A 25,197-nucleotide genomic window follows, 5' to 3' on the forward strand; every position below is an offset into this window, starting at 1 on the left:
AGCGCGGGAAAGGAGGAGGCCGCGGGAACGGAGAAGGACTCAGCGCCGTCCCGCCGGGACGAAACGCACCGGTGTGCCCGGCACCGCCTGCGCGGCCCCGGCCAGATCCGCCTCCCTGACCACCGCGATCACCGGATAGCCCCCGGTCGTCGGGTGGTCGGCGAGGAAGACCACGGGCAGGCCGTCCGGCGGCACCTGGACGGCGCCGAGGACCATGCCCTCGCTGGGCAGCTCATCGGTGAACGCCCGCTCCAGGGAGGGCCCTTCGGTGCGCAGGCCGATGCGGTTGCTGGACGAGGACACCCGGTACGCGCGCGTGGTCAGCGTGCGCAGGGCCGAGGGGGTGAACCAGTCGGCGCGGGGTCCGGGCGTCACCCTCAGGACCAGTTCGTGCGGTGGCGCCGGGTGCGGGACGGTGTCCACGCGCGCGTGCGGCGCGGCGACGCTCCCCAGGGGGATGACCGTTCCGTCCGCGAGCGGCGGCGGGCCCAGCCCGGAGAGCAGGTCCGTGGAGCGGCTGGCGAGCACCGGGTCGACGGCGACTCCGCCGCCGAACGCGACGTAGCACCGTACTCCGGAGACGGCCGCTGCGACGTCGAGCAGTGCGCCGGCCGGGACTCGAACGGGGGCGCCCCATGCCGCCGGGCGGCCGTCGACCGTCACCGGGCAGGGCGCGCCCACCACCGCGACCGTCACCGCGCAACGCGGCCGCACGGAGCAGCCGTTGAGGGTGGTCTCCAGGACGGCGGCGTCGACAGGGTTGCCGACGAGTCGGTTGGCCAGGCGCGCCGCGGCCGGATCGAGGGCTCCGGAGCGCGGCACTCCGAGGTGCGCGTGCCCGGGGCGGCCCTGATCCTGCACGGTGGTCAGCGCACCGGCCCGTACGACGGCGAAGGCCCGGTCGGTCATCGTTCCTCCGACGGGTCCGGGTGCGACATGGGCACGAAGCGCACCCGCACGCCAGGGGTGAGCAGCGCGGCGGGCACGCGCGCGTGGTCCCACAGCACGGCGTCCGTCGTGCCGATCAGCTGCCAGCCGCCGGGCGACGAGCGCGGATACATCCCCGTGTACGGCCCCGCCAGAGCGACGCTGCCGGCCGGGACGCTGGTGCGCGGCGTGGTCCGGCGAGGCACTTCGTAGTGCTCCGGCAGCCCGGTGAGGTAGCCGAAGCCGGGCGCGAACCCGCAGAAGGCGACCCGGAATTCGGCCGCCGAGTGGATGCGCGCCACCTCCGTCACCGGCACGCCCCAGTGCGCCGCCACGTCGGCCAGGTCGGGCCCGTCGTAGCGGACCGGGATCTCCCGTACCTCCTCCGCGCGCGCCGACAGCGGCGGGATGTCCAGGGCGGCGAGCTCAGCGCCGACGCGGCCGGGGTCGTCGAGGCCGTCCAGGAGCACCGTGCGGGCCGCGGGCACGATCTCCCGTACGCGGACCAGGCCCGCGGCCCTGCGGCGCAGCAGCTCGGCGTGGAGCGCCTGCGCCTCGTCGCCGTCGGCGAGTTCGACGAGCAGCGCCAGGTCGCCGACCGGGAGCACCCTCACGCGAAGGCCTCCACCCGGACGCCCGCCGATTCGAGGCGTGCCCGGACCTGCCGGGCCAGGGCCACCGCTCCCGGGGTGTCGCCGTGCAGGCACAACGAGCGCGCGCGGACGTCGATCCGCCGGCCGTCCTGGGCGGTGACCGTCCCGAACCGGGCCATCCCCACGGAGCGTTCGACGACGGCGTCCGCCTCCGCGATGACGGCGCCGTCGCTGCCGCGCGGCACGAGCGTCCCCTCCGGGGTGTACGCGCGGTCCGCGAACGCCTCGGTGACCTGGGGAAGACCGGCCTTGTCGGCCACCTCAAGGAAGCGCGATCCGGGCAGCCCGAGTACGGGCAGCGTGTGGTCCGCGAGCAGGACCCCTTCGACGACGGCGCGCGCCTGGTCCTCGTCGTGCACGACGCGGTTGTAGAGCGCGCCATGCGGCTTCACGTACGACACGCGCGTGCCGGCCGCGCGCGCGAAGACCTCCAGGGCGCCTATCTGGTACGCCACTTCGGCCGCCAGCTCGTCGGCAGGCACGTCCATGGAGCGGCGCCCGAAGCCCGCCAGGTCGCGGTAGGAGACCTGGGCGCCGATCCGCACACCGCGCGCGGCGGCCTGCTCGCAAACGCGGCGCATGGTGGCCGCGTCCCCGGCGTGGAAACCGCAGGCCACATTGGCGCTGGTGACGACGGAGAGCAGCTCCTCGTCGTCGGTCAGGCGCCAGCGGCCGAAGCCCTCGCCGAGGTCGGCGTTGAGGTCGATCACGGCGTCGATCACGGCGTCGGTCATGCGGGTGACTCTCCTGGTTCCGTCCGGTGGCCCGCTCAGGCCACCCGGTACTGCTCGTCACGGGCGTCGGTGATGAACATCTGGCCCGGCGCGTGCGTGATGGCGAACGGCGGGCGCGAAGCCATCACCGCGGCCTGCGGTGTCACTCCGCATGCCCAGAACACCGGGATGTCACCGGGCTCCTCGGCCACCGGATCTCCGAAGTCGGGCCGGGCCAGGTCGTCGATGCCGAGCCCCGCCGGGTCGCCGCAGTGCACCGGGCTGCCGTGCACCGCGGGCAGCAGGGAGGTCTCCCTGATGGCCGTCGAGAGGTGCTCGGGCGGCACGTGGCGCATCGACACCACCATGGGGCCGTGCAGGCGGCCCGCCGGACGGCAGGGGCGCGCGGTCACGTACATGGAGACGTTGCGGCCCTGTTCGACATGGCGCATGGGTACGCCGGACTCGGTCAGCGCCCACTCGAAGGTGAAGCTGCAGCCGATGAGGAACGACACCAGGTCGTCCCGCCACCGCCCGACCACGTCGGTGGGCTCCTCGACCAGCTCGCCGTCCTCCCACACCCGGTAGCGCGGCAGGTCCGTCCGCAGATCGGCGCCGGGCGCCAGGGGCGTGGTCCAGGAGCCCGCGTCCGTGACGTCGAGCACCGGGCAGGGCTTCGGGTTGCGCTGGCAGAACAGGAGCATGTCGTACGCCCAGTCGGCGGGCACGGCGATCAGATTGGCCTGCGTGTGACCGGCCGCCCAGCCCGCGGTCGGCCCGCTCGTGCCCGAACGGAAGAGCGCGCGGGCCTGCTCAGGGCTGTGCAGCGCGGCGGTCGTGGCGCTCACACCAGCTCCTTCCCGCGCGTCTCGGGCAGCCCGAACAGCGCGAGCACGGCGATGGCGTAGCCCATCGCGCCGAAGATCAGCGCACCGCCCACGCCCCAGCTGTCGGCCAGGAAGCCGACCATGGTGGGGAACACGGCGCCCACGGCGCGACCGGTGTTGTACGTGAAGCCCTGTCCCGTGCCGCGCACGGCGGCCGGATAGAGCTCGCTGAGGAACGAACCGAAGCCGCTGAAGATGGCCGACATACAGAAGCCCAGCGGGAAACCGAGCACAAGGAGAAGGCCGTTGGCCCCGTCCGGGATGTTCGTGTACGCCAGGATGCTGGCCGCGGAGAGGAACGCGAAGAGCGTGATGTTCCTCTTGCGGCCGAGCACGTCGGTGAGATAGCCGCCCGCCAGGTAGCCGATGAACGCGCCGGAGATCAGGAAGGCGAGGTACCCGCCGGTGCCGACGACGGTGAGGCCGCGCTCGGTCTTCAGGTAGGTGGGCACCCAGGTCGCGAGCGTGTAGTAGCCGCCCTGTACGCCGGTGGACAGCAACACGGCGAAGAGCGTGATGCGCAGGAGGCCGGGCTTGAAGATCGCGGTGAACGACCCCTTGTTCGCGCTCTTCTTGCGCTCCTCGGCCGCCTCCGGGGCGTCGTGCACGTTGCGGCGTACGTAGACGACGAGGAGGGCGGGCAGCGCGCCGGTCCAGAACAGCACACGCCAGGCGATGTCCTCGTCCAGGAACTGGAACACCACGGTGTAGACGATCACCGCGAGCGCCCAGCCGACCGCCCAGGCGCTCTGGATCCCGCCGAGCGTACGTCCGCGGTTCTTGGCGGTGGCGTACTCGGCGACCAGGATCGCGCCGACCGCCCACTCGCCGCCGAAACCAAGGCCCTGGAGGGCGCGGAAGACCAGCAGGGTCTCGTAGTTGGGTGCGAAGCCGCAGGCGACGGTGAAGACGGCGTACGTGACGACCGTGATCATCAGGGCCTTGACCCGGCCGATCCGGTCCGCGACCACTCCGGCTATCGCGCCGCCTATCGCGGAGACCACCAGCGTGACGGTGGTGAGCAGGCCGGTCTGGCCGCTGTCCAGGCCGAAGTACGCGGCGATCGCGACCATGCTCAGCGGCAGCGTGAAGTAGTCGTAGGAGTCGAGGGCGTAGCCGCCGAAGGCGCCCCCGAAGGCGCGGCGACCGCGCGGGCCGAGGGCGCGCAGCCAGCCGAACGCGCCGTCGTCGTTGGGAGGTCCGCCGTCCACGGGAGGTGTGGCGGTCGAAAGGGCCTGGGGCGGAGGGGGCGTGCTCATGGGCACCTCGCAAGAGGGGGGACGGAGGGTGCGGAGCGGGCGGGGGTGCGGAGCGGGCACTCGGCGTGCGGTGGGCAGGGCGTGGGGCACGGGCGGGGTGTCCGGCACGGTTGGGGACGGTGCCGTGCCCGACAAGGTAGAGGATCGTTGAACGATCCCTCAATACCCATGTTGTCTCGTTCTTGCATCTGCGATTGAATCCGGGCATGGCTGAGGCAATGGCTGGCGCGAGCGGACTGGCCGACGACCGTGCGCTCCTGGGGCGTACCAGCACCGCGGAGCGGGTCTCGGACATCCTCCGGAGCCGTATCGCGGAGGGGTACTTCCCGCCGGGGGTGCGGCTGTCGGAGGACAGCATCGGCGGCGCGCTCGGCGTCTCGCGCAACACGCTGCGCGAGGCCTTCCGTCTCCTGACGCACGAACGGCTGCTGGTCCACCAGCTCAACCGCGGGGTATTTGTCCGAGTTCTCACGATTGAGGATGTGGAGGACATCTACCGCACCCGACGCCTCGTGGAGTGCGCCGTCGTCCGCGGACTCGGAGAACCGCCCTTCGCGCTCGACGGCCTCGCGGGCGCCGTCGCGGACGGCACGAAGGCCGCGCGGGAGCGGAAGTGGAAGGGCGTCTCCACGGCCAACATCCACTTCCACCGCGAGCTGGTCGCCCTCGCCGGAAGCGCCCGCACCGACGAGGTGATGCGCAGTGTCTTCGCCGAACTGCGCCTGGCCTTCCACGTGGTGGACGACCCGCGCCGGCTGCACGAGCCCTACCTCGCACGCAACCGGCAGATCCTGCAGACCCTCCAGGAGGGCGACGCCGCGCAGGCCGAGCGACTGCTCGCGGACTATCTGGACGACTCGCGGCTCGGCCTCGTCGAGGCCTACGGCCAGCGCGTGGCACAGGGCGAGCCGACGGGCTCCTGAGCCCCCGGCGGGCCACGGCCGGACGCTGTCAGATCTGCGCCGTTTCGACCGTTGTCAGACCGAGGATCTAGTCTGTGCACCGTGACTTCGCCTGCCGTTCCGGACACCGCTCCACCCCAGCTCAGCGCGGGGCCGAGGCCCGCCCTGGGCCCGGCCGCCGACGAGGGCCTGGCGCGGCGGCTCCGCGCGCTCGCCTGCACGGCCCCGCTGCACGACCTGGACGTGCGCAAGGCCAACCTCGCGGGTGAGTACTCGGTGTACGCGATGGCGGAAGTGGCCCTCTCCGCCATCGACCTCGTCACGCTGAACATGGACTTCGACACCGGCGCCGACCACGAGCAGATAGTGGCCAGGCTGCTCCCGCGCGTCGGGGCCCAGGCGCCCCGGCGCCCCGTGGCCGAGCACGAGCGCGTGGCCCGCTGGGTCCTGGAGAACCTGATCAACGTCGGCAGCGTCGACCGCGGCTTCCGCGCCGTGTACGGCACGTTCGCGCCCGACGGCACCTATGTGCGCAGGGACTACGACTTCAAGCTGATCGAAGAGGTGCCCGGTTACGGGGGGAGTGTCTATCTCCGCACGACGGACGAGGCGGTCAACGTCCTCGTGGGCGCCCTCGACACCGACGTCACCAGCGCCCAGATCGCCGCCGAGGTCAAGCTCGAGGTGCTCATCAGCCGCGGCCGCCTCGCCGACGCCCAGCTCGCCGCCGAACAGGCGCGGTACCGCACGGTGCAGTACTCGGAGACGCTGCGCAGGGCCCTGGACGCCACCCGGCGCAACGTCCGCGCGGTGGACTGGCTCCAGGCCGTCCCCGACATGATCGCGGAGGCGCTCGACCACGTCGCCGACCGCTATCGCCACGAGAACGCGATCCTGACGAACATCCGCAAGGCACGCGACGAGTCCGAGGACCCCGAGCAGAAGCGCCGCGCCGCCGAGCTGGTCGACATCGTCAAGGACTGCATCCGCCGCCACACCCAGCTCCAGTCCCGGCTCCTCGACGCGGGCCCGCTCTTCCGCGCCGAGCAGGACCGCCAGGCGTTCGCCGCGCCCACCTCGCAGACCGGGCTCGATCTGTACGGCCAGCTCGTCGCGCCGCTCCTGCCGCTCCCCGTCGAGCAGGCGAGCCGCGTGACGAACGCCTTCTTCGCGCGCGGCACGGGACTGCGCACGCCCGTCTCCGTCCGCGTCGGCGACCTGGTCGACATACTGCTCACGCCGCCGCAGGAGCGCGAGCACCTGGGCGTGGAGATGCCCGAGCCCGACCTCATCGCCACCCCCGACGACAGCCGCTTCAGCGAGCAGCAGCTCGCCAGCGCCATGGAGCTGCTCGACCTGCCGGCCGACGCGCCCCGGCGCCTGTCCGGGCTCCTCGCCGACGCCCGCGTCCGCGACACCGAACTGCCGTACCTGGTCGCGCTCCTCGCCGTCCACGCGGCCAGCCCGCCGGTGGGCACCGCCTACCGCCAGGGCGAGGAGAAGCTCCTGTTCGCCGTGGACGACGGCACGGAACTCGACGACCAGGAATTCGGCGGCGCCGACCTCATCGTGGGCACGGCACTGCTCGACGCCGCCGGCATGGCGGCAGGCAGGACGGAGGGCGCGTGAGCACAGTGAGCACTCCTGACCCGCTGGCGGGCACTCCCGCCCCACCGGCGAGCGCCCCCGCCCCGCTGGTGAGCACTGCCGACCCCCTCAAGACTCTTCAGCACGACCGCCGCAAGGAGCACAAGCCGTGACCGAGCACCCCGCAGAGCACACGGCGTGGGGCGAGCCGGAGACATCGGCGGCGCCCGCCGCGCCCGCCGCCGTCACCCCGGCCGACGCCGCCGACGCCGCGCGCCTGGTCGCCTTCGGACTCCAGCCCAAGCTCCAGCCCGCACGCGACCAGGAGTACGGCGAACTGCTGCGCAGGTACCGCGAGGACCCGCCGTTCGCGCGCCTGGCCGACGCCGTCGCCGCCGGGCTCGGACTCGTCGTCCTGGAGGTCTCCCCGCGCGCGGGGATGGCCGTGACGGCCGCCGAGGACTCCGTGTTCGCCGTCCGCATGGGCGACTACGCGCGCAGGACCGCCGCCGACTCCACCGACCGCTTCCTGCACGGCCTCGCCCATCTCGCCGTCGCCGCCCTGGCGTTCCCGCGCCCCGAGGACCTCGCCGACGACGGCTACATCGGGCGGGTCACGGTCAACGGCGTGGACGCCTTCGTGCGCCAGGCCTGCCACCGCCTGGAGGAGCGCGCCGAGGAGCAGGGCGAGAACACCGACCCGGAGACCGACACCCCCGGCCTGGAGGCCGCCTGGCGGATCTGGGCACGGCGCAGCTCGACGGGCGCCACCAAGGACGCCCGCCGCCTCGCCGGTTCGACCACCGGCATCATCGGCAAGGCCGTCGCCTTCCTCACCGACTCCGGCTTCCTGCAGCGCACGGGCGACGACTCCGGGGGCACGTACCGCACCACCGCCCGCTATCAGCTGCAAGTGCGCGACATGGCGGGCGGCGCCGCCATGGCCGAGCTCCTGGAGCTCGGCATCGTGCCCGTCACGGACGGGTCAGCGACCCTGTTGCCCCCCGACGAGACCGACGACCTGGAGCTGGCCGCCGACGCGGGCCTGCCCTTCCACTCCTGACAGCTCCACTCCTGACGTCCCGCGCCCCACCCCGCATCGAAAAAATCCTGCTGTTCCGCACGACTTACGACGAGAGTCCGCCGCCATGTACGAGCTGTCCCGGGTCCGCCTCTACTCCATCGGCCCCGCCGGTGCGCGCTACGCCGACACCGTGCTTGACCTGCGCGGCGTCGGCGCGGAGGTGCCCGACCCCGCGCCCGCCCAGGCGGAGTTCTTCCAGGAGGAGCCGACCGGGCCGCCGCGCCGCCCGGCGCCCGCGGGCGTGCTCTTCCTGGAGAACGGCGGCGGCAAGTCCGTCCTGCTGAAGCTGATCTTCTCGGTGATGCTGCCGGGCCACCGCAACACGCTGGGCGGCGCCAGTTCCGGAGTCCTCCGCAAATTCCTGCTCGCCGACGACTGCGGGCACGTCGCCCTGGAGTGGCAGCACACGCTGACCGGCGAGTGCGTCGTCGTCGGCAAGGTCAGCGAATGGCGCGGACGCCAGGTCTCGAACGACCCCCGGAAGTTCGCCGAGGCCTGGTACTCCTTCCGCCCCGGGCCCGGCATGAGCCTGGACTCGCTGCCGGTCGCCGAGTCCACCGCGGTGCGCCCCTCCGTGGAGGGCGTCTCCGGCGCGCAAGGGCGCCGGCGCACCATGAAGGGCTTCCGCGACGCGCTGACCGAGGCGGGCAAGGCCTACCCCCACCTCGAAGTGCACTGGGAGGAGATCCACGACCGCTGGATCGAGCACCTGGGCGATCTGGGCCTGGACCCGGAACTCTTCCGCTACCAGCGGGAGATGAACGCCGACGAGGGCGAGGCCGCGGGACTCTTCGCGGTCAAGAAGGACTCCGACTTCACCGACCTGCTGCTGCGCGCCGTCACGGACACCCGCGACACGGACGGCCTGGCCGACCTCGTGCACGGCTTCGGCAACAAGCTCGGCCGCCGCTCCGAACTCATCGCCGAGCGGGAGTTCACCGCGGGCTCCGTCGACCTGCTCGGCAGGATCGTCGACGCCGCCGACACGCGGGCACGCGCGCGTGACGTGCACGCCGGAGCCGAGCGGCGCACCCGTACGCTGGCCCGCCGGCTCTCCGCGCGCGGTGTCGCCGAGCGGGGCCGCGCCGGGGAGCTGGCCGACCGGGTCACCGCCGCCGCGCACACCGTCACCACGGCGGAGGAAGCACGCGGCAGGTCCGCGCTGATCTCCGCGGAACTCGCCTTCCGGCACGCCTCGTTGGCGCTCACCGTCGCCGAGAAGGCAGCCGCCGGTCTGCGCCGCGAGCTCGCCGACGCGCGCACGCTGCACTCGGCGTGGCAGGCCGCCGAAGCCGTCCTGCGGCACCGCGCGGCCGCCGACCGCTCCGCGCGCGTGGCCTCCGCGATCCTGGAGGCCGAGCGGGACGCGGCGCCCGCCCTCGCCGCACGCTCCAAGGCGGCCGCCGATCTCGTCCGCGTCCTGCACACCGCGGCCGAGGGCGCCGAGTCCCTCGCGAACGAGGAGGAGGAGCGCTCGGCCGCGCTCCAGGAGACCGGCGAGGCGGCCCACCGCGACGCCACCGTCGCCGCGACGGAGGCCCAGCGCGCCCGCAGCGAGGCAGGACACCTGCGCCAGCGCCTCACCGAGGTCGAGCAGGAGACCGCGGAGGCGGTCCGTGCGGGCTGGCTGGACGACACCGCCCCGGACGCCGACCCGGCGCGCGCCGCGCTGGCCGCCAGCGACGCCGAGAAGACCACGGTCGCTGCCTGGGACACCGCCCGCGAGACCTCCCTGCGCGCCGCCGAGCACGCCAAGGAGGCCGCCGCCGCCGAGGCCCGCGCCGAACTCACCGCCGCCCGCGCGTCGGACGCGGCGGACGCCGCCGAGCACGCGTACGACGCCGAACGCCGCGCCGCGGAGTCGATCGCCGAGGACGAGCGCCTCGCCGAGCTGCTCGGCCTTCCGGGGGCGAGCTCCCTGGGCGGAGTGCCGCAGCCGCGCCAGGGAGCGGCAGGGACGGGCGACACCAGCGACGGCGCCGCCTCCGACGGCGCCGCCACGAGCGCGGCCGCCCGCGTCGCCACCGTCACCCGCTCCCTCACCGAAGGCCCCCTCTCCCTGGCGGAGTTGGACCGCAGCGCCGACGACCTCCGCACACTCCTGGAGGACGGGGTCGCCTCCGCCGAGCGGCAGCTGTTCGAGCTGCGGACCGCCGCCGCCGACGACTCCCGGATCCTGGGCGCCCTCGGTGACGGCGGCCTGCTTCCGCCGGGTCCGGACGTCCTGGCCACCGTCGAGTTCCTCGGCGAGCACGGCATCCCCGCCCTGCCCGGCTGGCGCTACCTCGCGCAGGCCGTCGACCCCGCCGACCACGCGCGCGTGCTCGCCGCCAGGCCCGAGCTGGTCGACGGCGTCGTCATCACCGACCCCGCCACGCACGCACGGGCCCGCGAAGCCCTCGCCGGCGCCGCCCTGCTGCCCCGCTCCGCCGTCGCCGTCGGCACCGCCGCCGCCCTCCTGGCCCCCACGCCGGGCGAGGACGCGGGCGGCGCCGCCGAAGGCAGCGTCTTCCTCGTCCCGCCGAACCCCGCCATGCACGACGAACACGCCGCCGACGAGGAGCGCACGGCGCTGCGCGCGCGGGCGGCCCAGCGCGACGAGGAGATCAGGGCGCTCGCCGTCCGCCTCACCAAGGACCGCGAGCTCGCCGCACGGCTCGCCTCCTGGCGCGGCGGCTGCCCGGCCGGACGCATCGAGGAGCTCGCCACCGCCGCTCGCAACGCCCGCGCCTTCGCGGAAGAGGCCGAGGCCGAGCTCGCCGAGGCCCGCACGGTCCGTGCCGAGGCCGACGAGGCGGCGGCCGAAGCGGCACGCGCGCGTGACGAGCGGCAGGAGGCCGCCCAGCGTGCCCGGCGCTCCGCCGACGCCCTCGCGGGGCTCGCCTTCCGCCTGCGCGAGCGAGCGGGCTGGCAGACCAAGCTGCGCGAACTCGCCGACGACGCCGTCGAGTCCGAGGCCCGCGCCCAGACCTGCCTGGACCGCGCCCGCGCCGCCGACGAGGACCGCCGCTCCGCCCAGCGCGCGGCCGACGACGCCCGCCGCACCGCCCGTGCCCTGCGCGCCGAACGCGCCGAGATCGCGGGCGCCCCCGAAGACCTGCCCGAGGACACCGGCGCCCCCAAGACCTCGCTGCCCGCCCTGCGCGAGGCCTACCGCGCCGCCTCCCAGCTCTACGAGAAGGTCGGCGTCGGCGCCGACCTGCGCGCCGAACAGGCCCGCGCCGAGAGCGACGAGAGCAGCGCCCTCGCCGAGCTCGACCGGCTCAGCAACAAGGTCCGCACCCGCGCCGCCCTGCTCCTGGAGGGCACGGACGGCTCCGACGGACCGTCCCGGCAGGCCGCGTCCGCCCGCGCGGAGGCCCAGGTCCAGCTCATCGAGACCCGCGCGTCCGCCGCGAGCGAGCAGCTCGGCCGGCTGCGCGGCGAGGCCGAGCGGCTCGCCCCGCAGGACGGCGACGCGCACACCGAGCTCCCCGAGGACCTCGTCCCCGCCGACGCCGAGCAGGCACAGGCCCTGCTGCGCACCGCGACCACCGAACTGGCCACCCGCACCGACGCGTTGAGCCAGGCCAAGGACGCCCACGCCACCCTCCTGCACGCCCACCGCGCGGCCGAGGACGCCACCGGAGGCTTCGACGAGACAGCGGCCCTCCTGCGCGATCTCCTGCGCGAGCAGCACCACGAGGAGGAGGCGGCCGAGGAGCCCGAGCCCTACCCCGGCACCCTCGAAGAGGCCCGCCAGTCCGCGGCCGAGGCCCGGCGCTCCCTGCGCGGCTGCGCCGCCGACCTCTCCGCCGCCGAGGCCGCCGTCCGCGAGGCCAGCGACATCCTCGTACGGCACGCGAACTCCACCCGCTACGAGCAGGTACGCACCCCCGCCCGCCAGCAGATCCGCGAACTGCCCGCCTCCGCGCTGCCCGAGCACGCCAAGAAGTGGGCCGACGCCTTCGCGCCGCGCCTGCGCGTGCTCACCGACGAGCTGGAGCAGCTGGAGCGCAACCGCGACAGCATCGTGGACCGGCTGCGCGGGCTCGTGGAGTCCTCGCTCGCCACGCTCCGCTCGGCCCAGCGCCTCTCGCAGCTGCCCGAGGGCCTCGGCGAGTGGTCGGGCCAGGAGTTCCTGCGCGTCCGCTTCGACGAGCCCGACCAGGCGACGCTCACCGAGCGCCTCGGCGAGGTCATCGACGAGGCGACGCGGGCCGCGGTCAAGAAGAACTCCGACATGCGGCGGGACGGCATGTCCCTGCTGCTGCGCGGAGTCCAGGCCGCCCTGGAGCCGCGCGGCATCGCCGTCGAGATCCTCAAGCCGGACGCCGTGCTGCGCGCCGAGCGGGTGCCGGTCGGCCAGATGGGAGACGTCTTCTCCGGCGGCCAGCTGCTCACCGCCGCCATCGCCCTGTACTGCACGATGGCCGCCCTGCGCAGCAACGACCGGGGCCGCGACAAGCACCGGCACGCCGGCACGCTCTTCCTCGACAACCCCATCGGCCGCGCCAACGCCACGTATCTCCTGGAGCTCCAGCGGGCCGTGTCGGACGCGCTCGGCGTGCAGCTGCTGTACACCACCGGCCTGTTCGACACGACCGCACTTGCGGAGTTCCCGCTGGTCATCCGGTTGCGCAACGACGCGGACCTGCGGGCGGGGCTGAAGTACATCAGCGTGGAGGAGCACCTGCGGCCGGGTCTGCCGCAGCAGAACCCCGCCGAGGCGACGGTGCACGGGGAGATCACGGCGACGCGCATGTACAAGCGCCCCGCCGCCTCCACCTCGTAGGCCGCGGGCGGTTCTAGGCCAGCCGACCGGCCAGCCACTCATGGAAGAGACCGATGTGATGCTCGGTCGGCACGAGCACCCCGCCCCCGCGGTAGGCGCGTGAGGCCATCGCGGGCTGGGTGCGCTCGCAGGCCTCGAAGTCCTGCTCGTTGACCCGGTGGAAGAGCTCCACCGACTTGGCGAGGTCGACCCCGGAGGCGACGACCTCGGGTGCGTACAGCCAGTCGCACTCCACGACCGTGCGGTCCTCGGCCAGCGGGAACATCCGGTGCAGGATCACGTGGTCGGGAACGAGGTTGATGAAGACGGTCGGCTTGATCGTGATCGCGTAGTAGCGGCGGTCCTGGTCCTCTGCGACCTCGGGCAGCCGGTCGAAGCCCGCGCTGCCGTCGACGGTGAAGCCGCTGACCTCCTCGCCGAACGAGGCGCCGTGCCCGACGTAGTACTGGGCGGCGAATCCGTCGGCGAACTCCGGCAGGACCTCGGTCAGTTCGGGGTGGATGGTCGCGCAGTGATAGCACTCCATGAAGTTCTCGACGATCAGCTTCCAGTTGGCGCGCACGTCGTACGTGACACGCTTGCCGAGCGCGAGTCCTTCGGTGCCGTAGTGCTCGATGGAGGCGGCGTCGCCAAGACGCTCCACGGCCGCGCCGACGACGGTCTCCTCGAAGGAGGGAGGTTCGTCGGCCAGACACACCCAGGCGTAGCCGAGCCACTCCCGCAGCGCGACCTTGACCAGGCCGTACGCGGTGCGGTCGACGTCGGGCATCTTCACCAGGTTCGGCGCGGCGATCAGCTTGCCGTCCAGGTCGTACGTCCATGCGTGGTACGGGCATTGGAGCGCGCGGCGCACCTCGCCCGACTCCTGGGTGCACAGACGGGCGCCGCGATGGCGGCAGATGTTGAGGAACGCGCGCAGCTCCCCGGAGCGGGAGCGGGTGACCAGCACGCTCTCGCGGCCGATCTGCACGGTGCGGAAGGCGCCGGGTTTGTCGAGGTCGGCGGCGCGCACAGCGCAGAACCAGAGCGACTCGAAGACACGCTCCTGTTCCTGTCGGAAGATCTCGGGATCGGTGTAGAAGCGGCCCGGCAGCGTGCTCATCAGGCTGGCGGCGGACGGGGCCTCAGGGGTCGTCGTCACGGTGGCTTACTCCTCAAGCGGACGCGGCGGCAAGGCGACGGGGGTCGAAGAGCTCGATGGGGTGCTCGGTGGCGCCCCGCGGCGCCGGATCGGCGACGATCTCGCCGACGACCGGCACGGACGTGAAGCCGTGCCCGGAGAACCCGGCCGCGCGGTGACCGACTCCGGGCGGGCCGGGTGCCGGGTGATGCGTGAACCGCCGTGGCTCCGGGTGATGCGTGAACCGCCGTGGCCGGAACCGCGGTTGTGGACGGGCCCGCGTTTCTCCAGGCCGAGGACGCGGGCGCCGCGCGCGGACAGGCGGTGGGCGGCGGCGCCGCCCATGCCGCCGAGCCCGATCAGGATCACGTCGTAGGTGGGGGACACAGTGCTTCCTCCAGAACAGCCGATGGGCCTGTGGCCAGCCGCTAGCGGCGGATGCGGGTCATCTTCGGGTCGAACAGCGGCTCTTCGGCGACCGTCGCGGAGACCTTCTCGCCGAAGTACTCGATGTGCACGCCCGCGCCCGTCTCCAGCGGCGGCAGCCACGCGTAGGCGACACAACGGCCCAGCGTGTACCCGTACGAGGCGCTGGTGACGTACCCGGCCGGGACCCCGTCGACGTACACCGGCTCCTTGCCCAGGACCACGGCGGCCGGATCGTCGAGCAGCAGCGCGGTGAGCCTGCGAGCGGGGGAGCCGAGCCGTTCGAGTGCGGCACGGCCCACGAAGTCGCCCCGGTCCATGCGGACGGCGAAGCCGACGCCCGCCTCGTAGGGGTTGTGTTCGGTGGTCATGTCGTGGCCCCAGGCGCGGTACCCCTTCTCCAGGCGCAGGCTGTTGAAGGCGGACCGCCCGGCCGCGATCACGCCGTGCCGCTGCCCCGCCTCCCAGAGCGTGTCCCAGAGCCGAAGGCCCGTGTCGGCGCTCGTGTAGAGCTCCCAGCCCAGCTCACCGACGTACGACAGGCGCATCGCCGTCACCGGGACCTGCCCGATGTAGGTCTCCTTGGCCTTGAAGAAGCCGAACGCCTCGTGCGAGAAGTCGTCGCGGGTGAGCGGCTGGACGAGGTCGCGGGCGAGCGGGCCCCAGACGCCGACGCAGCAGGTCCCCGAGGTGATGTCCCGCAGGTGCACGTCGTCGGGTGCGTGGCGCAGGAGCCAGTCCAGGTCCGCCGGGCTGTTGGCGCCGACCTGGAAGCGGTCCGGGGCGAGCCGGGCCACCGTGAGGTCGGAGCGGATGCCGCCCGCCTCGTCCAGGAGGAGGGTGTAGGTCACCGCACCGGGCTTCTTGGCCAGGTTGTTGGAGGTCATGCGCTGCAGGAAGGCGAGCGCGCCGGCCCCTGACACCTCAAGGCGGCGCAGGGGCGTCATGTCGTAGAGGGCGACCTTCTCGCGGGTGGCTTTCGCCTCCGCGGCCGCGATCGGCGACCAGTGGCGGGCCGACCAGGCGTCGCGCTCGGGGACCTCGACGCCAGCGAGGAGCGGGGCGTTGGCCTCGTACCAGTGCGGACGCTCCCAGCCGCCTCCCTCCAGGAAGACGGCGCCCAGCTCCTGCTGCCGGGCGTAGAAGGGGCTGACCCGCAGCGGCCGGGGCTGTTCCATGGGCTGCAAGGGGTGCAGGACGTCGTAGACCTCGACGAACTGCTGGGCGCCGCGCTCGGCTACGTAGGCGGGGGAGCGCTGGGCGTCCTCGAAGCGGGTGAGGTCGCAGTCGTGCACGTCGATGGAGGGCCGTCCGTCGACCATCCACTCGGCGAGGGCCTTGGCCACGCCCGCGGAGTGCGTCACCCACACGGCCTCGGCCAGCCAGAAGCCGCGCAGCGCACGGGACTCGCCGAGGACCGGCATCCCGTCCGGGGTGAAGGAGAAGACGCCGTTGAAGCCCTCCGCGACCTCGGCGGCGCGCAAGGAGGGCAGCAGCCAGCCGCAGTCCTCCCAACTCGGCGCGAAATCCTCCTCGGTGAAGGGGTACGAGGAGGGCATCTCGGGTGCGTCGTCGTACGCGGGCACCGTGAACGCGTCCACGGGCAGCGGACGGTGGGCGTACGAACCGATGCCGATGCGGTCGGTGTGCTCACGGAAGTAAAGATCACGGTCCTGGAAGCGGAGGATCGGCTTCGAGGCCTCCGTGCGCGGGTCGTTGACGCCCGCGAGCTCGGGCAGCGGCGCGGTCTTCGCGTACTGGTGGGCGAGCGGCAGGAGGGGGATGTCGACGCCGGCCATGCGCCCGATCACCGGACCCCAGAAGCCCGCCGCCGACACGACGTGGTCGGCGGGGAAGGAGCCCCGGTCGGTAACGACGGCGGTGACGCGGCCGTCCTCCTGTTCGATGCCGGTGACGGTGTGCCGGTCCAGGAAGCGCGCGCCACGCGCGCGTGCCCGCTCGATCTGCGCGCGGCAGGCGAGCACGGCGCGGGCGAGCCCGTCGTCGGGGGTGTGCAGGCCGCCCAGGACCCTGCTCGCGTCGATGAGCGGCCACATCTCCTTGCACCGGGCGGGGCCGACCAGTTCGGCGCGGATGCCCCAGGACGCGGCGTATCCGGCCTTGCGGTGCAGGTCGGCCCAGCGCTCGGGGGTGGTGGCGAGTTCGAGGCCGCCGACCGGGTTGAAACAGGACAGGCCGTCCACCTCCAGGGCCCCGAACTTCTCGACGGTGTACGTCGCGAAGGCGGTCAGGGTCTTGGACGGTCCTGTCTGGAAGACCAGGCCGGGGGCGTGCGAGGTGGAGCCGCCGGGGGAGGGCAGCGGGCCCTGTTCGAGGACCGTGACGTCGGTCCAGCCGCGGGCGGTGAGCTCGTCGGCCAGGGAGCAGCCGACGATGCCCGCGCCGATGACGACGACGCGGGGCGCGGGAGCGTCGGGCTGCGGCGTGGGGGCTCGGCTGCTCACAGGACCACCACCGAACGCAGGACCTCACCGCGGTGCATCCTGCCGAACGCCTCCTCGACCTGGTCGAGCGCGATGGTCTCGGAGACGAACCCGCCGAGGTCGAGCCTGCGGCTGAGGTACTGGTCGACGAGGATCGGGAAGTCCCGGGTCGGCAGACAGTCGCCGTACCAGGAGGACTTGAGGGCGCCGCCGCGCGAGAACAGGTCGATCAGGGGCAGCTCGATCTTCATCTCCGGGTCGGGCACCCCGACCTGGACGAGGACCCCCGCGTGGTCGCGCATGTAGAAGGCCTGTTGGTACGTCGAAGGGGTGCCGACCGCGTCGATCGCGACGTCGACCCCGAAACCGCCGGTGAGTTCGCGGACGGCCTCGACCGGGTCCGTGCCGCGGGAGTTGACGGTGTGCGTGGCGCCGAACCGGGTCGCCCCGTCGAGTTTGGCCTCGTCGATGTCGACGGCGATGACGCGGCGCGCGCCCGCCAGCGCGGCACCGGCGATCGCGGCGTTGCCGACGCCGCCGCAGCCGATGACGGCCACGGTGTCGCCGCGGCCCACCTCACCGGTGTTCACGGCCGCCCCGTAACCGGCCATCACGCCGCAGCCGATGAGCCCGGCGGCCTCGGGGCGGGCCGCCGGGTCGACCTTCACCGCCTGTCCGGCGGCGACCAGGGTCTTCTCGGCGAAGGCGCCGATGCCCAGGGCAGGGCTCAGGGGGGTGCCGTCCAGGAGGGTCATGGACTGGGCGGCGTTGCGTGAGTCGAAGCAGTACCAGGGACGGCCGCGCAGGCAGGAGCGGCAGGCTCCGCAAGGGGCGCGCCAGGCGAGCACCACGTAGTCGCCGGGGGCGAGATCGGTGACGTCGGTGCCGATGGCCTCGATGGTGCCGGCGGCCTCATGGCCGAGCAGGAACGGGAAGTCGTCGTTGATCGCGCCTTCCCGGTAGTGCAGATCCGTGTGGCAGACCCCGCAGGCCTGCACGGAGACGAGTACCTCTCCCGGTCCGGGATCTGGCACGAAGATCGTCTGCACCTCGACGGGTGCGCCCTTTTTCATGGCGACGACGGCACGGACCTCGTGTGGCACGGCCAGACTCCTTCTGTTGCGCACTGCACGACGGGTTGCGCTATGAGAGACATAGTGGGAACGCCATCAAGAGGCCGTCAAGGGGTGGGAGTTAACCCTTGGCAAAACGCCGGCGCACAGCGAAACGCGATCGACACACGGCCGTGGACGCGCCGGGGCGCGCTGTCGGCACACGACCCGGGGCGGCCGGGGCGTCCGGGGCGGAGGTGGGAACGCGACGAGGGCGGAACCAGGAAGACCCGGTTCCGCCCTCGTACTCCGTGTCCAGTGACGCCCCGTCAGAAGCCGTACCCCATCCGCCGCGACAGCTCCACGGCCGCGGCGACCGTGCGCTTGGCGAGCTCGGTGAGCCGGTCCTCGGTCAGGCGGTACACGGGCCCCGACGCGCTGAGCGCCCCGATCACCTTGCCGTCGTGCGCGCGAACCGGTGCGGCGACCGCGGCCAGGCCCACCTCCAGCTCCTCCACGGCGATGGCGTACCCCTGGTCGATCACGGCCTCCAGTTCGCCGCGCAGCGCCACCGTCCCGGTCACCGTGTGCTCGGTCAGGCGCGGCAGCGTCCGCGCCACCAGGCCCTCGCGCAGCGTCGTCGGCAGGTGGGCCAGGAGGATCTTGCCACTGGAGGTGGCGTGCAGCGGGGTGCGTCTGCCCAGCCAGTTCTGCGCGGTCACGGAGGCGGGACCGCGGGCCTGCATGATGTTGACCGCGGCGTCGTCGTCCAGGATCGCGATGTTGACCGTCTCGCCCAGCTCGTCGGCGAGGTCGCGGCAGACCGGGCCGCCCTCCTGGGAGATGTCCAGGCGCACTGCCGCCGCCCCCGCGAGGCGAAGTACGCCGGCCCCCAGGAAGTACTTCCCGCGGTCCTTGGCCTGGCCCACAAGGCCCCGGTTCTCCAGGACGCCGAGCAGCCGGAAGGCCGTCGACTTGTGCACCCCCAACTCGTCGGCGATCTCGGTGACCCCGGCCTCGCCGAGCCGGGCGAGTATCTCCAGGACGCTGACCGCGCGGTCCACGGACTGGACGGACGCGGGGGCCGCTTTCGGCTGCTTCTCGCGCGCATCGGGCCGGTTCTCAGGTCGGTCCTCGCGCGGCTCCCCGTTCTGATCAGGCTGTTTCCGCGTGCCGGTCATATCTCAACTCTCACCACCTCGCGGCCTGTTGAAGCCGCATCTGCGGGAAGCCCTTGACGCGGTGGGCACCCCGACCGGATTCTGTTGCGTATAGCGCTCCCTCGTGCGCCATGCGAAACATCATGTTACCGAAGGGTCCTGGACCGAGAAGGTGTCAGGACCGGGCCGAGAGAGATCAAGAGGGGGGCCCATGATTCCCGTCTGCCGCCTTGAAGACCTCCCCGCGGGCGAATCCGTCCGCGTCGACACCACACCACCCATCGCGGTGTTCAACGCCGACGGCGAGATCTACGCCATCGACGACACCTGTAGTCACCAGGACGCCTCTCTCTCCGAGGGGTGGCTCGAGGGCTGCCTGGTCGAATGCCCGCTCCATGCCGCCTCATTCGATCTCCGTACGGGGCGCCCGACCTGCCTGCCCGCCCGCCGCGCCGTGCGCACCCACCAGGTGAGCGTCGACGACGGCACGATCCACGTCCACCTGGTGGCCGAGGAGGGTTCCGCCGCATGAGGACCATCACCGTGGTGGGCGCCTCGCTCGCCGGGCTCTACGCGGCGCGCGAGCTGCGCGCCCAGGGATACGACGGACGGCTCGTGATCATCGGCGACGAGCCGCACCCACCGTACGACAGGCCGCCGCTGTCCAAGGACTTCCTCACCGGCAAGGCCGACGAGGCCCAACTCGCCCTGTCCGACGCCGAGGAGACCGGCGAACTCGCCGCGGAGTGGATGCTCGGGGTGCGCGCCCGCGCCCTGGACCCGCGCGGCCGGACCGTGCTCCTGGAGGACGGCCGCACCGTCGCGAGCGACGGGGTGGTCATCGCGACCGGGGCGTCCGCGCGCCGGCTGCCGGGAGCCTCCCTGGCGGGGGTGCACACCCTGCGCACCCTGGACGACGCCCGTGCCCTGCGCGCGCGCCTTGCCGCGGGGCCGCAGCGGGTCGTGGTGATCGGCGGTGGCTTCATCGGCGCCGAGACCGCGTCCTCGTGCGTGGCGCTCGGGCACGAGGTGACGGTCGTCGAGGCCGCCCCGCTGCCGCTGCTCCCGCAACTGGGCGCGGACATGGCGGCCGTGTGCGCCGGGCTGCACGCGCGTGGGGGAGCGGAGCTCGTGACGGGTACGGGCGTGGCCGCGCTGCACGGCGACGCGGCACATGGCGAGGCGGCTCACGGCGACGCGGCCCACGGTCACGCGGCGCACCAAGACGCGCAGCACGGCGAAGCGTCCGTGCGCGCGGTGGAGCTGGCCGACGGCCGTCTGCTCCCCGCCGATGTGGTCGTCGTCGGCATCGGGGCCGCCCCCAACACCGGCTGGCTCGCGGGCTCGACCCTCGCCCTGGGCGACGGAGTGCTGTGCGACGACGGCTGCGTCACCGGCCTTCCGCAGGTGGTCGCCGTGGGCGATGTCGCCCGCGTGGGCGGCACGCGGGCCGAGCACTGGACGAGCGCCACGGAGCAACCCCGCGTCGCCGTACGCAACTTGCTGGCCGGTCACACCGCCGAGGCCGTGCGTCCGTTGCCGTACTTCTGGTCCGACCAGTACGGCTCCCGCATCCAGTTCGCGGGGCGGCGGCGAGCCGAGGACACCGTGCGCCTCCTGGAAGGCTCACCGGAGGAGGGCAGCTTCCTCGCCGCGTACGAACGCGACGGGCACACCACGGCGGTCCTCGCGGTGGACCGGCCGCGCCCGTTCATGCGGATGCGACGCGGTCTGCTGGCGGCGGTGCCCGTCGCGGCCTGACTCCCGGGAGTGCCGCACTTCCGGGAGCCCGGTGCTTTCCGGGCGTGCTGTGCTTCCGGGCGTCCTCACGCACGCGTACGTCTACGGGTGCGACAACTGCCCCGCCCCGCCGCGCCGCCGTATGCGTTCCTCGCTCCGTGCCGCCGTCCGGGCCTGTCGACGGGCCCGGCGCCGCTCGCGCCGGAGCTGACGCGCCGTGCTGCTGGGCACCGACACCACGCCGTGCCGCTGGTTCCACACCTGGCGGGTCACCCACACGTCCAGGACGCCCCAGGTGGCGACCACGGTGCTGGCCACGCTGCTGAGCACCATCGGGAAGGACAGCCAGGATCCGGCCACCGCGCACAGGAACGCCGTCATCGCCTGTATGAGGGTCAGTGCCACGATGATCACGGCTCGCACCGCGGCCGTACGCACCGGATCGGGCAGGCGCCGTCTGCGTGCCGGCTCCTCGATCCACAACTCCCTGCGGTCCTCGCCGGAATGACGCCTGGATGTCTCGTGCTCATCCGCGGTCGTCCTCTGGCGTTCTGCCGTGCCCATCAACGCTTCACTCCCCCGATGACCCAAGGGCCGTTCGTCGAGATGTCGGCGGACCCGACTTCCCAGTGGCTGCCCGGTATACGCAGCTTTACGCCACCTGGTGTCGGCATGCGGTCCCCTGATGCCCGCTGCCCCCAACTCCCGTACTTAAAGACGAACGAGAGGCCGGGAAGATTCCCGCGCGGTTCGGGAAAGCGAAGAGATCCGGCCAACTGGTGTGACGGGCAAGGGGGACTGTGCCGAGTGGCATGTGCCACACGCGGGATGCAATCTCCCGAATTGGAGGGACAACTGGGGACGTCCCTTTCACGTCACGGCTGAAATCAATCCGGACGTGTCTTCGAGTTGCTCCTGGGTCAGTAGTAGGCTCACGCCGTTTGTTGACGCACATGTGTGCCCCTGGCCATAGCGCGGCCGCAGGGGGCCGATCTGGGGGAGGCCATGCGCTTTCGCGGGAAGTCCATCCGCCGGAAGATCGTGGCATTGCTGCTGGTGCCGCTCATTTCCCTGACCGCGATGTGGGGTTTCGCCACGTACCTCACGGGTCAGTCGGCCAAGGACCTCATCGACGTCGCCAATGTCGTCGAGAAGATCGGCTACCCGATCGAGGACACCGCCCGGGTCGTCCAGCAGGAACGCCGCCAGACCCTCGTCTATCTCGCCGACCCCCGAGCCTCCGACGCGCTCGCCGCACTGCGGCGCAGCCGCACGGCCACCGACGACATGGTCGCCAAGGTCGTGGACAACGCGGCGCACCCTGACGTGCGCGACGAGGTCACCGGACAGCCGGCGGACCGGCTCGCCTCCCTCCTCGACTCCTTCGAGGGCATCGAGTCGCTGCGCCGCACGGTCGAGGAAGGCACGATCAGCCGCGCCGGCGCGCTGAAGATGTACACGAAGCTGATCGACCCCTGCTACGGCTTCCTGATGTCCCTGCACGGTCTCGACGACGTGGAGATGGACCAGCAGGGCCGGGCGCTGGTCGGTGTGGCCCGCGCGCGTGAACTGCTCTCCCGCGAGGACGCCCTGCTCGGCTCGGCGCTGGTCGCGCGCCGCCTCACCAAGACCGAGATCCGCGAGATCTCCGATCTCAGGGCCCAGCGCACGCTGCTGTACGAGGTCAACCTCGCGCAGCTGCCCGAGGACGAGCGCGCCAACTACGAGCGCTACTGGAACGGCGCCGAGACGACGGAGCTGAGGACCGCCGAGAAGGCCGTCATCGAATCCTCGCCCGGTATTCCGCGCGCCGTCACGTCGGCACGCTGGGACGCCGCTTCGGGCAAGGCGCTCAAGGACCTCGCCGAGCGGGACGAGGCAGCGGGCGACCGCTTCCAGGACCGCGTCGAGCCGGTGGCGGTCGGCGTGATCGTGCGGGTCGTCGTCGCGGGCGTGTTCGGTCTGCTCGCGCTGCTGTTCTCGGTCTTCATGTCCGTACGGATCGGCAGCAGCCTCATCCGAGACCTGCGCCGACTGCGCCTGGAGGCCCACGAGGCCTCCGGCGTACGGCTGCCCGGGGTGCTGCGCCGCCTTGCGGCGGGCGAACAGGTCGACGTGGAGACCGAGGCGCCGCGCCTGACGTACGAGAAGGACGAGGTCGGCCAGGTCGGCCAGGCCCTCAACACCCTCCAGCGCGCCGCGGTCGAGGCCACCGTCAAACAGGCCGACCTGCGCCGCGGCGTCTCCGAGGTGTTCGTCAACCTCGCACGGCGCAGCCAGGTGCTCCTGCACAAGCAGCTCACCCTGCTCGACACGATGGAGCGCAGGACCGAGGACACGGACGAACTCGCCGACCTCTTCCGCCTCGACCACCTCACCACGCGCATGCGGCGGCACGCCGAGGGCCTCGTGATCCTCTCCGGCGCCGCCCCTTCCCGGCAGTGGCGCAAGCCCGTCCAGCTCATGGACGTCGTCCGCGCGGCCGTCGCCGAGGTCGAGGACTACGAACGCATCGAGGTGCGCCGCCTGCCGCGCATCGCCGTCACCGGGCCCGCGGTCGCCGACCTCACCCACCTGATGGCCGAACTCCTGGAGAACGCCACGGTGTTCTCGCCGCCGCACACCGCGGTGCAGGTCCTCGGGGAGCACGTCGCCAACGGCTTCACCCTGGAGATCCACGACCGAGGCCTGGGCATGGCGGCCGACGCGCTCCTGGACGCCAACCTGCGTCTCGCGGAGACACCGGAGTTCGAACTCTCCGACACCGACCGCCTCGGCCTCTTCGTAGTGAGCCGCCTCGCACAGCGCCAGCGCGTACGCGTCTCCTTGCAGCCCTCTCCGTACGGCGGGACCACCGCCGTCGTGTTCATCCCCGAGACGCTGCTCACGGACGACGTACCGGACACGAACGGCATCGGGTTCCGTCTCGACCGGCCGCAGCCCAAGGAGGCCGTGGGCCGCGACGCCGCGGGCGACAAGCAGGCCGCGCTCGGTCAGGTGCCCGTGCAGCTGCCGGGTCTTCCCGCGTCCCTCCTCGACGGTCCCGTCGAGCTGGAGGCGCCGGTCGGCATGGCGGACCTCGACCCCTTCCCCGGCGCTCTCGGCGACCTCGGCGACGAGGACAGTGAGCGCGGCGGTCTCTTCCGCCCGCGCCGCCGCATGGCCGGCGTCCCGGGGGACGAACAGCACCAGCAGGCCCGCGACGAGCGCGAGACGGGCGAGCGCGAGCCCGGCCGCCCCGACGGCCTGCCCTCGCGAGCCAGCGGAATCGGCGGCGGCACCGGCGGCGGAATCGGCAACGGCGGTGGCTTCGGCGATTCCGGTGACGACGCGCCCCCCGGAGACCCCGTCCAACTGCCCCGCCGCAGGACCCCGAAGCTGGTCTCCTCGCACGGCCGCCCCGTGACGCAGAACAGGACCCGGGGCGCGGCGGACGACGAGGACCCGGCACCGGAGCGCCCCGAGCGTCCCGCGCGCCCCCAGACCCCTGTGGGACGTCCTCAGGGCGGTGCCGTGGACCGGGACCGCGGCATCCGCCCGGCAGCCGAGCCCATCGACCTGCCGCGCCGCCCCGAGCCGCAGTCCGCCTGGCCCGACCTCTCGCCGCCGCACCGCGACGTCACCGCGGCCGACGTCCCGCCGGACCTCCCGCGCCGCAGCAGGCGTACGGAGCCGACGCGTACGGAAACTCCCCGCACGGAAGCTCCCCGCACGGAAGTCCCGCGTACGGAGACCGAGTCCCGGGCAGCCGGTCAGGCGCCGGCGCCCACCACCGCCCCCGGCGGACTGCCCCGGCGTGTCCGCCAGGCCAATCTCGCCCCACAGTTGAAGGACGGGCCGGACCAACGAACGGAGCGCGCCTCGGCCCCGGCCACGACCAGGCCGGAAGAGCGCGACGCCGACGAGGTCCGCAGCCGGATGGCTTCGCTCCAGCGTGGCTGGCGGCGTGGCCGTGAAGAGAACGCCGCGGGCGAAGACGCCTCCGACGGCACAGCACCAGGAACGACATCTGAGGGGGACGGTCGATGACCGCACCGAAGGCCGACGCACGTACCGCCGCATCCGGGGCAACGGGAGAGCTGAACTGGCTCCTCGACGACCTGGTGCAGCGGGTCGCCAGCATCCGCAAGGCGCTCGTGCTCTCCGGCGACGGCCTGCCCACCGGCGTATCGCAGGATCTGACCAGGGAGGACAGTGAGCATCTCGCTGCTGTCGCCTCCGGCTTCCACAGCCTCGCCAAGGGTGTGGGACGCCACTTCGAGGCGGGCAGGGTCCGCCAGACCGTGGTCGAGCTCGACGACGCCTTCCTGTTCGTCACGGCCGCGGGCGACGGCAGCTGTCTCGCCGTCCTCTCGGACGCGGACTCCGACGTGGGCCTGGTCGCGTACGAAATGACGCTGCTGGTCAAGAGGGTGGGTGTGCATCTGGGTACGGCGCCGCGCACCGACCTGACCACGGGAGGGTAGCGG

The 25,197-nt window shown here is 72.9% G+C and carries 19 protein-coding genes and 1 pseudogene; 9 read left to right on the plus strand and 11 right to left on the minus strand.

Features of this window, described 5'->3' with window-relative positions:
* Positions 1–39 precede the first annotated feature (39 nt).
* Genes ACIGXX_RS38380 through ACIGXX_RS38400 form a run of 5 tightly spaced genes read right to left on the minus strand, consistent with a single transcriptional unit; the run spans position 40 to position 4,439 of the window.
* Positions 40–909, minus strand: coding sequence for a biotin-dependent carboxyltransferase family protein (locus ACIGXX_RS38380; protein ID WP_399982938.1), 870 nt, complete (start codon positions 907–909; stop codon positions 40–42).
* Positions 906–1,541 (minus strand): allophanate hydrolase subunit 1, encoded by a 636-nt coding sequence (locus ACIGXX_RS38385; protein WP_351168820.1) that lies wholly within the window; start codon positions 1,539–1,541, stop codon positions 906–908. Before ACIGXX_RS38385 ends, ACIGXX_RS38380 begins: the two co-directional genes overlap by 4 nt.
* Positions 1,538–2,314 (minus strand): 5-oxoprolinase subunit PxpA, encoded by a 777-nt coding sequence (locus tag ACIGXX_RS38390; protein ID WP_351168822.1) that lies wholly within the window; start codon positions 2,312–2,314, stop codon positions 1,538–1,540. Before ACIGXX_RS38390 ends, ACIGXX_RS38385 begins: the two co-directional genes overlap by 4 nt.
* A gap of 35 nt (positions 2,315–2,349) precedes the next feature.
* The gene (locus tag ACIGXX_RS38395; RefSeq protein ID WP_361463382.1) at positions 2,350–3,141 is read right to left on the minus strand and encodes a putative hydro-lyase; all 792 of its coding nucleotides are present in this window, start codon (positions 3,139–3,141) and stop codon (positions 2,350–2,352) included.
* Positions 3,138–4,439 (minus strand): MFS transporter, encoded by a 1,302-nt coding sequence (locus ACIGXX_RS38400; RefSeq protein WP_399982943.1) that lies wholly within the window; start codon positions 4,437–4,439, stop codon positions 3,138–3,140. Before ACIGXX_RS38400 ends, ACIGXX_RS38395 begins: the two co-directional genes overlap by 4 nt.
* A 206-nt stretch (positions 4,440–4,645) precedes the next feature.
* Between ACIGXX_RS38400 and ACIGXX_RS38405 the strand changes: the two genes are divergently transcribed.
* From ACIGXX_RS38405 to ACIGXX_RS38425, 5 genes are all read left to right on the plus strand, one after another.
* The gene (locus ACIGXX_RS38405) at positions 4,646–5,362 is read left to right on the plus strand and encodes a GntR family transcriptional regulator (protein WP_399982946.1); all 717 of its coding nucleotides are present in this window, start codon (positions 4,646–4,648) and stop codon (positions 5,360–5,362) included.
* Positions 5,363–5,443: 81 nt separating this feature from the next.
* Positions 5,444–6,970: a hypothetical protein gene (locus tag ACIGXX_RS38410; RefSeq protein WP_351168830.1), complete on the plus strand. Its 1,527-nt coding sequence runs from the start codon at positions 5,444–5,446 to the stop codon at positions 6,968–6,970.
* Positions 6,967–7,101 (plus strand): hypothetical protein, encoded by a 135-nt coding sequence (locus ACIGXX_RS38415; protein ID WP_351168831.1) that lies wholly within the window; start codon positions 6,967–6,969, stop codon positions 7,099–7,101. Before ACIGXX_RS38410 ends, ACIGXX_RS38415 begins: the two co-directional genes overlap by 4 nt.
* Positions 7,098–7,991: a hypothetical protein gene (locus ACIGXX_RS38420; protein ID WP_351168833.1), complete on the plus strand. Its 894-nt coding sequence runs from the start codon at positions 7,098–7,100 to the stop codon at positions 7,989–7,991. The genes ACIGXX_RS38415 and ACIGXX_RS38420 overlap by 4 nt, the downstream gene beginning before the upstream one ends.
* Before the next feature lie 85 nt (positions 7,992–8,076).
* Complete coding sequence (locus tag ACIGXX_RS38425) at positions 8,077–12,786, plus strand: hypothetical protein (protein WP_399982951.1); 4,710 nt, start codon at positions 8,077–8,079, stop codon at positions 12,784–12,786.
* A gap of 13 nt (positions 12,787–12,799) precedes the next feature.
* Here ACIGXX_RS38425 and ACIGXX_RS38430 read toward each other — a convergent pair whose 3' ends face one another.
* From ACIGXX_RS38430 to ACIGXX_RS38450, 5 genes and pseudogenes are all read right to left on the minus strand, one after another.
* A complete protein-coding gene (locus tag ACIGXX_RS38430; RefSeq protein WP_399982954.1) occupies positions 12,800–13,927 on the minus strand; it encodes an aromatic ring-hydroxylating dioxygenase subunit alpha in 1,128 nt (375 codons plus the stop codon).
* A 207-nt stretch (positions 13,928–14,134) separates the two neighbouring features.
* Positions 14,135–14,293: pseudogene (locus ACIGXX_RS38435) on the minus strand (N-methyltryptophan oxidase); the annotation flags it as partial.
* Positions 14,294–14,334: 41 nt separating this feature from the next.
* On the minus strand, positions 14,335–16,797 hold the full coding sequence (locus ACIGXX_RS38440) for an FAD-dependent oxidoreductase (RefSeq protein WP_399982959.1): 2,463 nt from the start codon (positions 16,795–16,797) through the stop codon (positions 14,335–14,337).
* Complete coding sequence (locus ACIGXX_RS38445) at positions 16,794–17,879, minus strand: S-(hydroxymethyl)mycothiol dehydrogenase (RefSeq protein ID WP_399982962.1); 1,086 nt, start codon at positions 17,877–17,879, stop codon at positions 16,794–16,796. Before ACIGXX_RS38445 ends, ACIGXX_RS38440 begins: the two co-directional genes overlap by 4 nt.
* 278 nt (positions 17,880–18,157) lie before the next feature.
* A complete protein-coding gene (locus ACIGXX_RS38450; RefSeq protein WP_399982965.1) occupies positions 18,158–19,009 on the minus strand; it encodes an IclR family transcriptional regulator in 852 nt (283 codons plus the stop codon).
* Positions 19,010–19,199: 190 nt separating this feature from the next.
* Between ACIGXX_RS38450 and ACIGXX_RS38455 the strand changes: the two genes are divergently transcribed.
* The gene (locus ACIGXX_RS38455; protein ID WP_344524832.1) at positions 19,200–19,520 is read left to right on the plus strand and encodes a bifunctional 3-phenylpropionate/cinnamic acid dioxygenase ferredoxin subunit; all 321 of its coding nucleotides are present in this window, start codon (positions 19,200–19,202) and stop codon (positions 19,518–19,520) included.
* Positions 19,517–20,749: an FAD-dependent oxidoreductase gene (locus ACIGXX_RS38460; protein ID WP_366464732.1), complete on the plus strand. Its 1,233-nt coding sequence runs from the start codon at positions 19,517–19,519 to the stop codon at positions 20,747–20,749. Before ACIGXX_RS38455 ends, ACIGXX_RS38460 begins: the two co-directional genes overlap by 4 nt.
* Positions 20,750–20,830: 81 nt before the next feature.
* Here the strand turns inward: ACIGXX_RS38460 and ACIGXX_RS38465 are convergent, their stop codons facing one another.
* On the minus strand, positions 20,831–21,292 hold the full coding sequence (locus ACIGXX_RS38465) for a hypothetical protein (RefSeq protein WP_351168847.1): 462 nt from the start codon (positions 21,290–21,292) through the stop codon (positions 20,831–20,833).
* Positions 21,293–21,733: 441 nt separating this feature from the next.
* Here ACIGXX_RS38465 and ACIGXX_RS38470 point away from each other — a divergent pair, with 441 nt between their 5' ends.
* Positions 21,734–24,757, plus strand: a complete 3,024-nt coding sequence (locus tag ACIGXX_RS38470) for a nitrate- and nitrite sensing domain-containing protein (protein ID WP_399982970.1) — start codon at positions 21,734–21,736, stop codon at positions 24,755–24,757.
* Entirely contained in the window at positions 24,754–25,194 is a 441-nt protein-coding gene (locus tag ACIGXX_RS38475; protein ID WP_351168851.1) for a roadblock/LC7 domain-containing protein, read from the plus strand. The genes ACIGXX_RS38470 and ACIGXX_RS38475 overlap by 4 nt, the downstream gene beginning before the upstream one ends.
* Positions 25,195–25,197: the final 3 nt, after the last annotated feature.

The sequence above is a fragment of the Streptomyces sp. NPDC055243 genome, assembly GCF_044544025.1.
Taxonomy (GTDB): Bacteria; Actinomycetota; Actinomycetes; order Streptomycetales; family Streptomycetaceae; genus Streptomyces.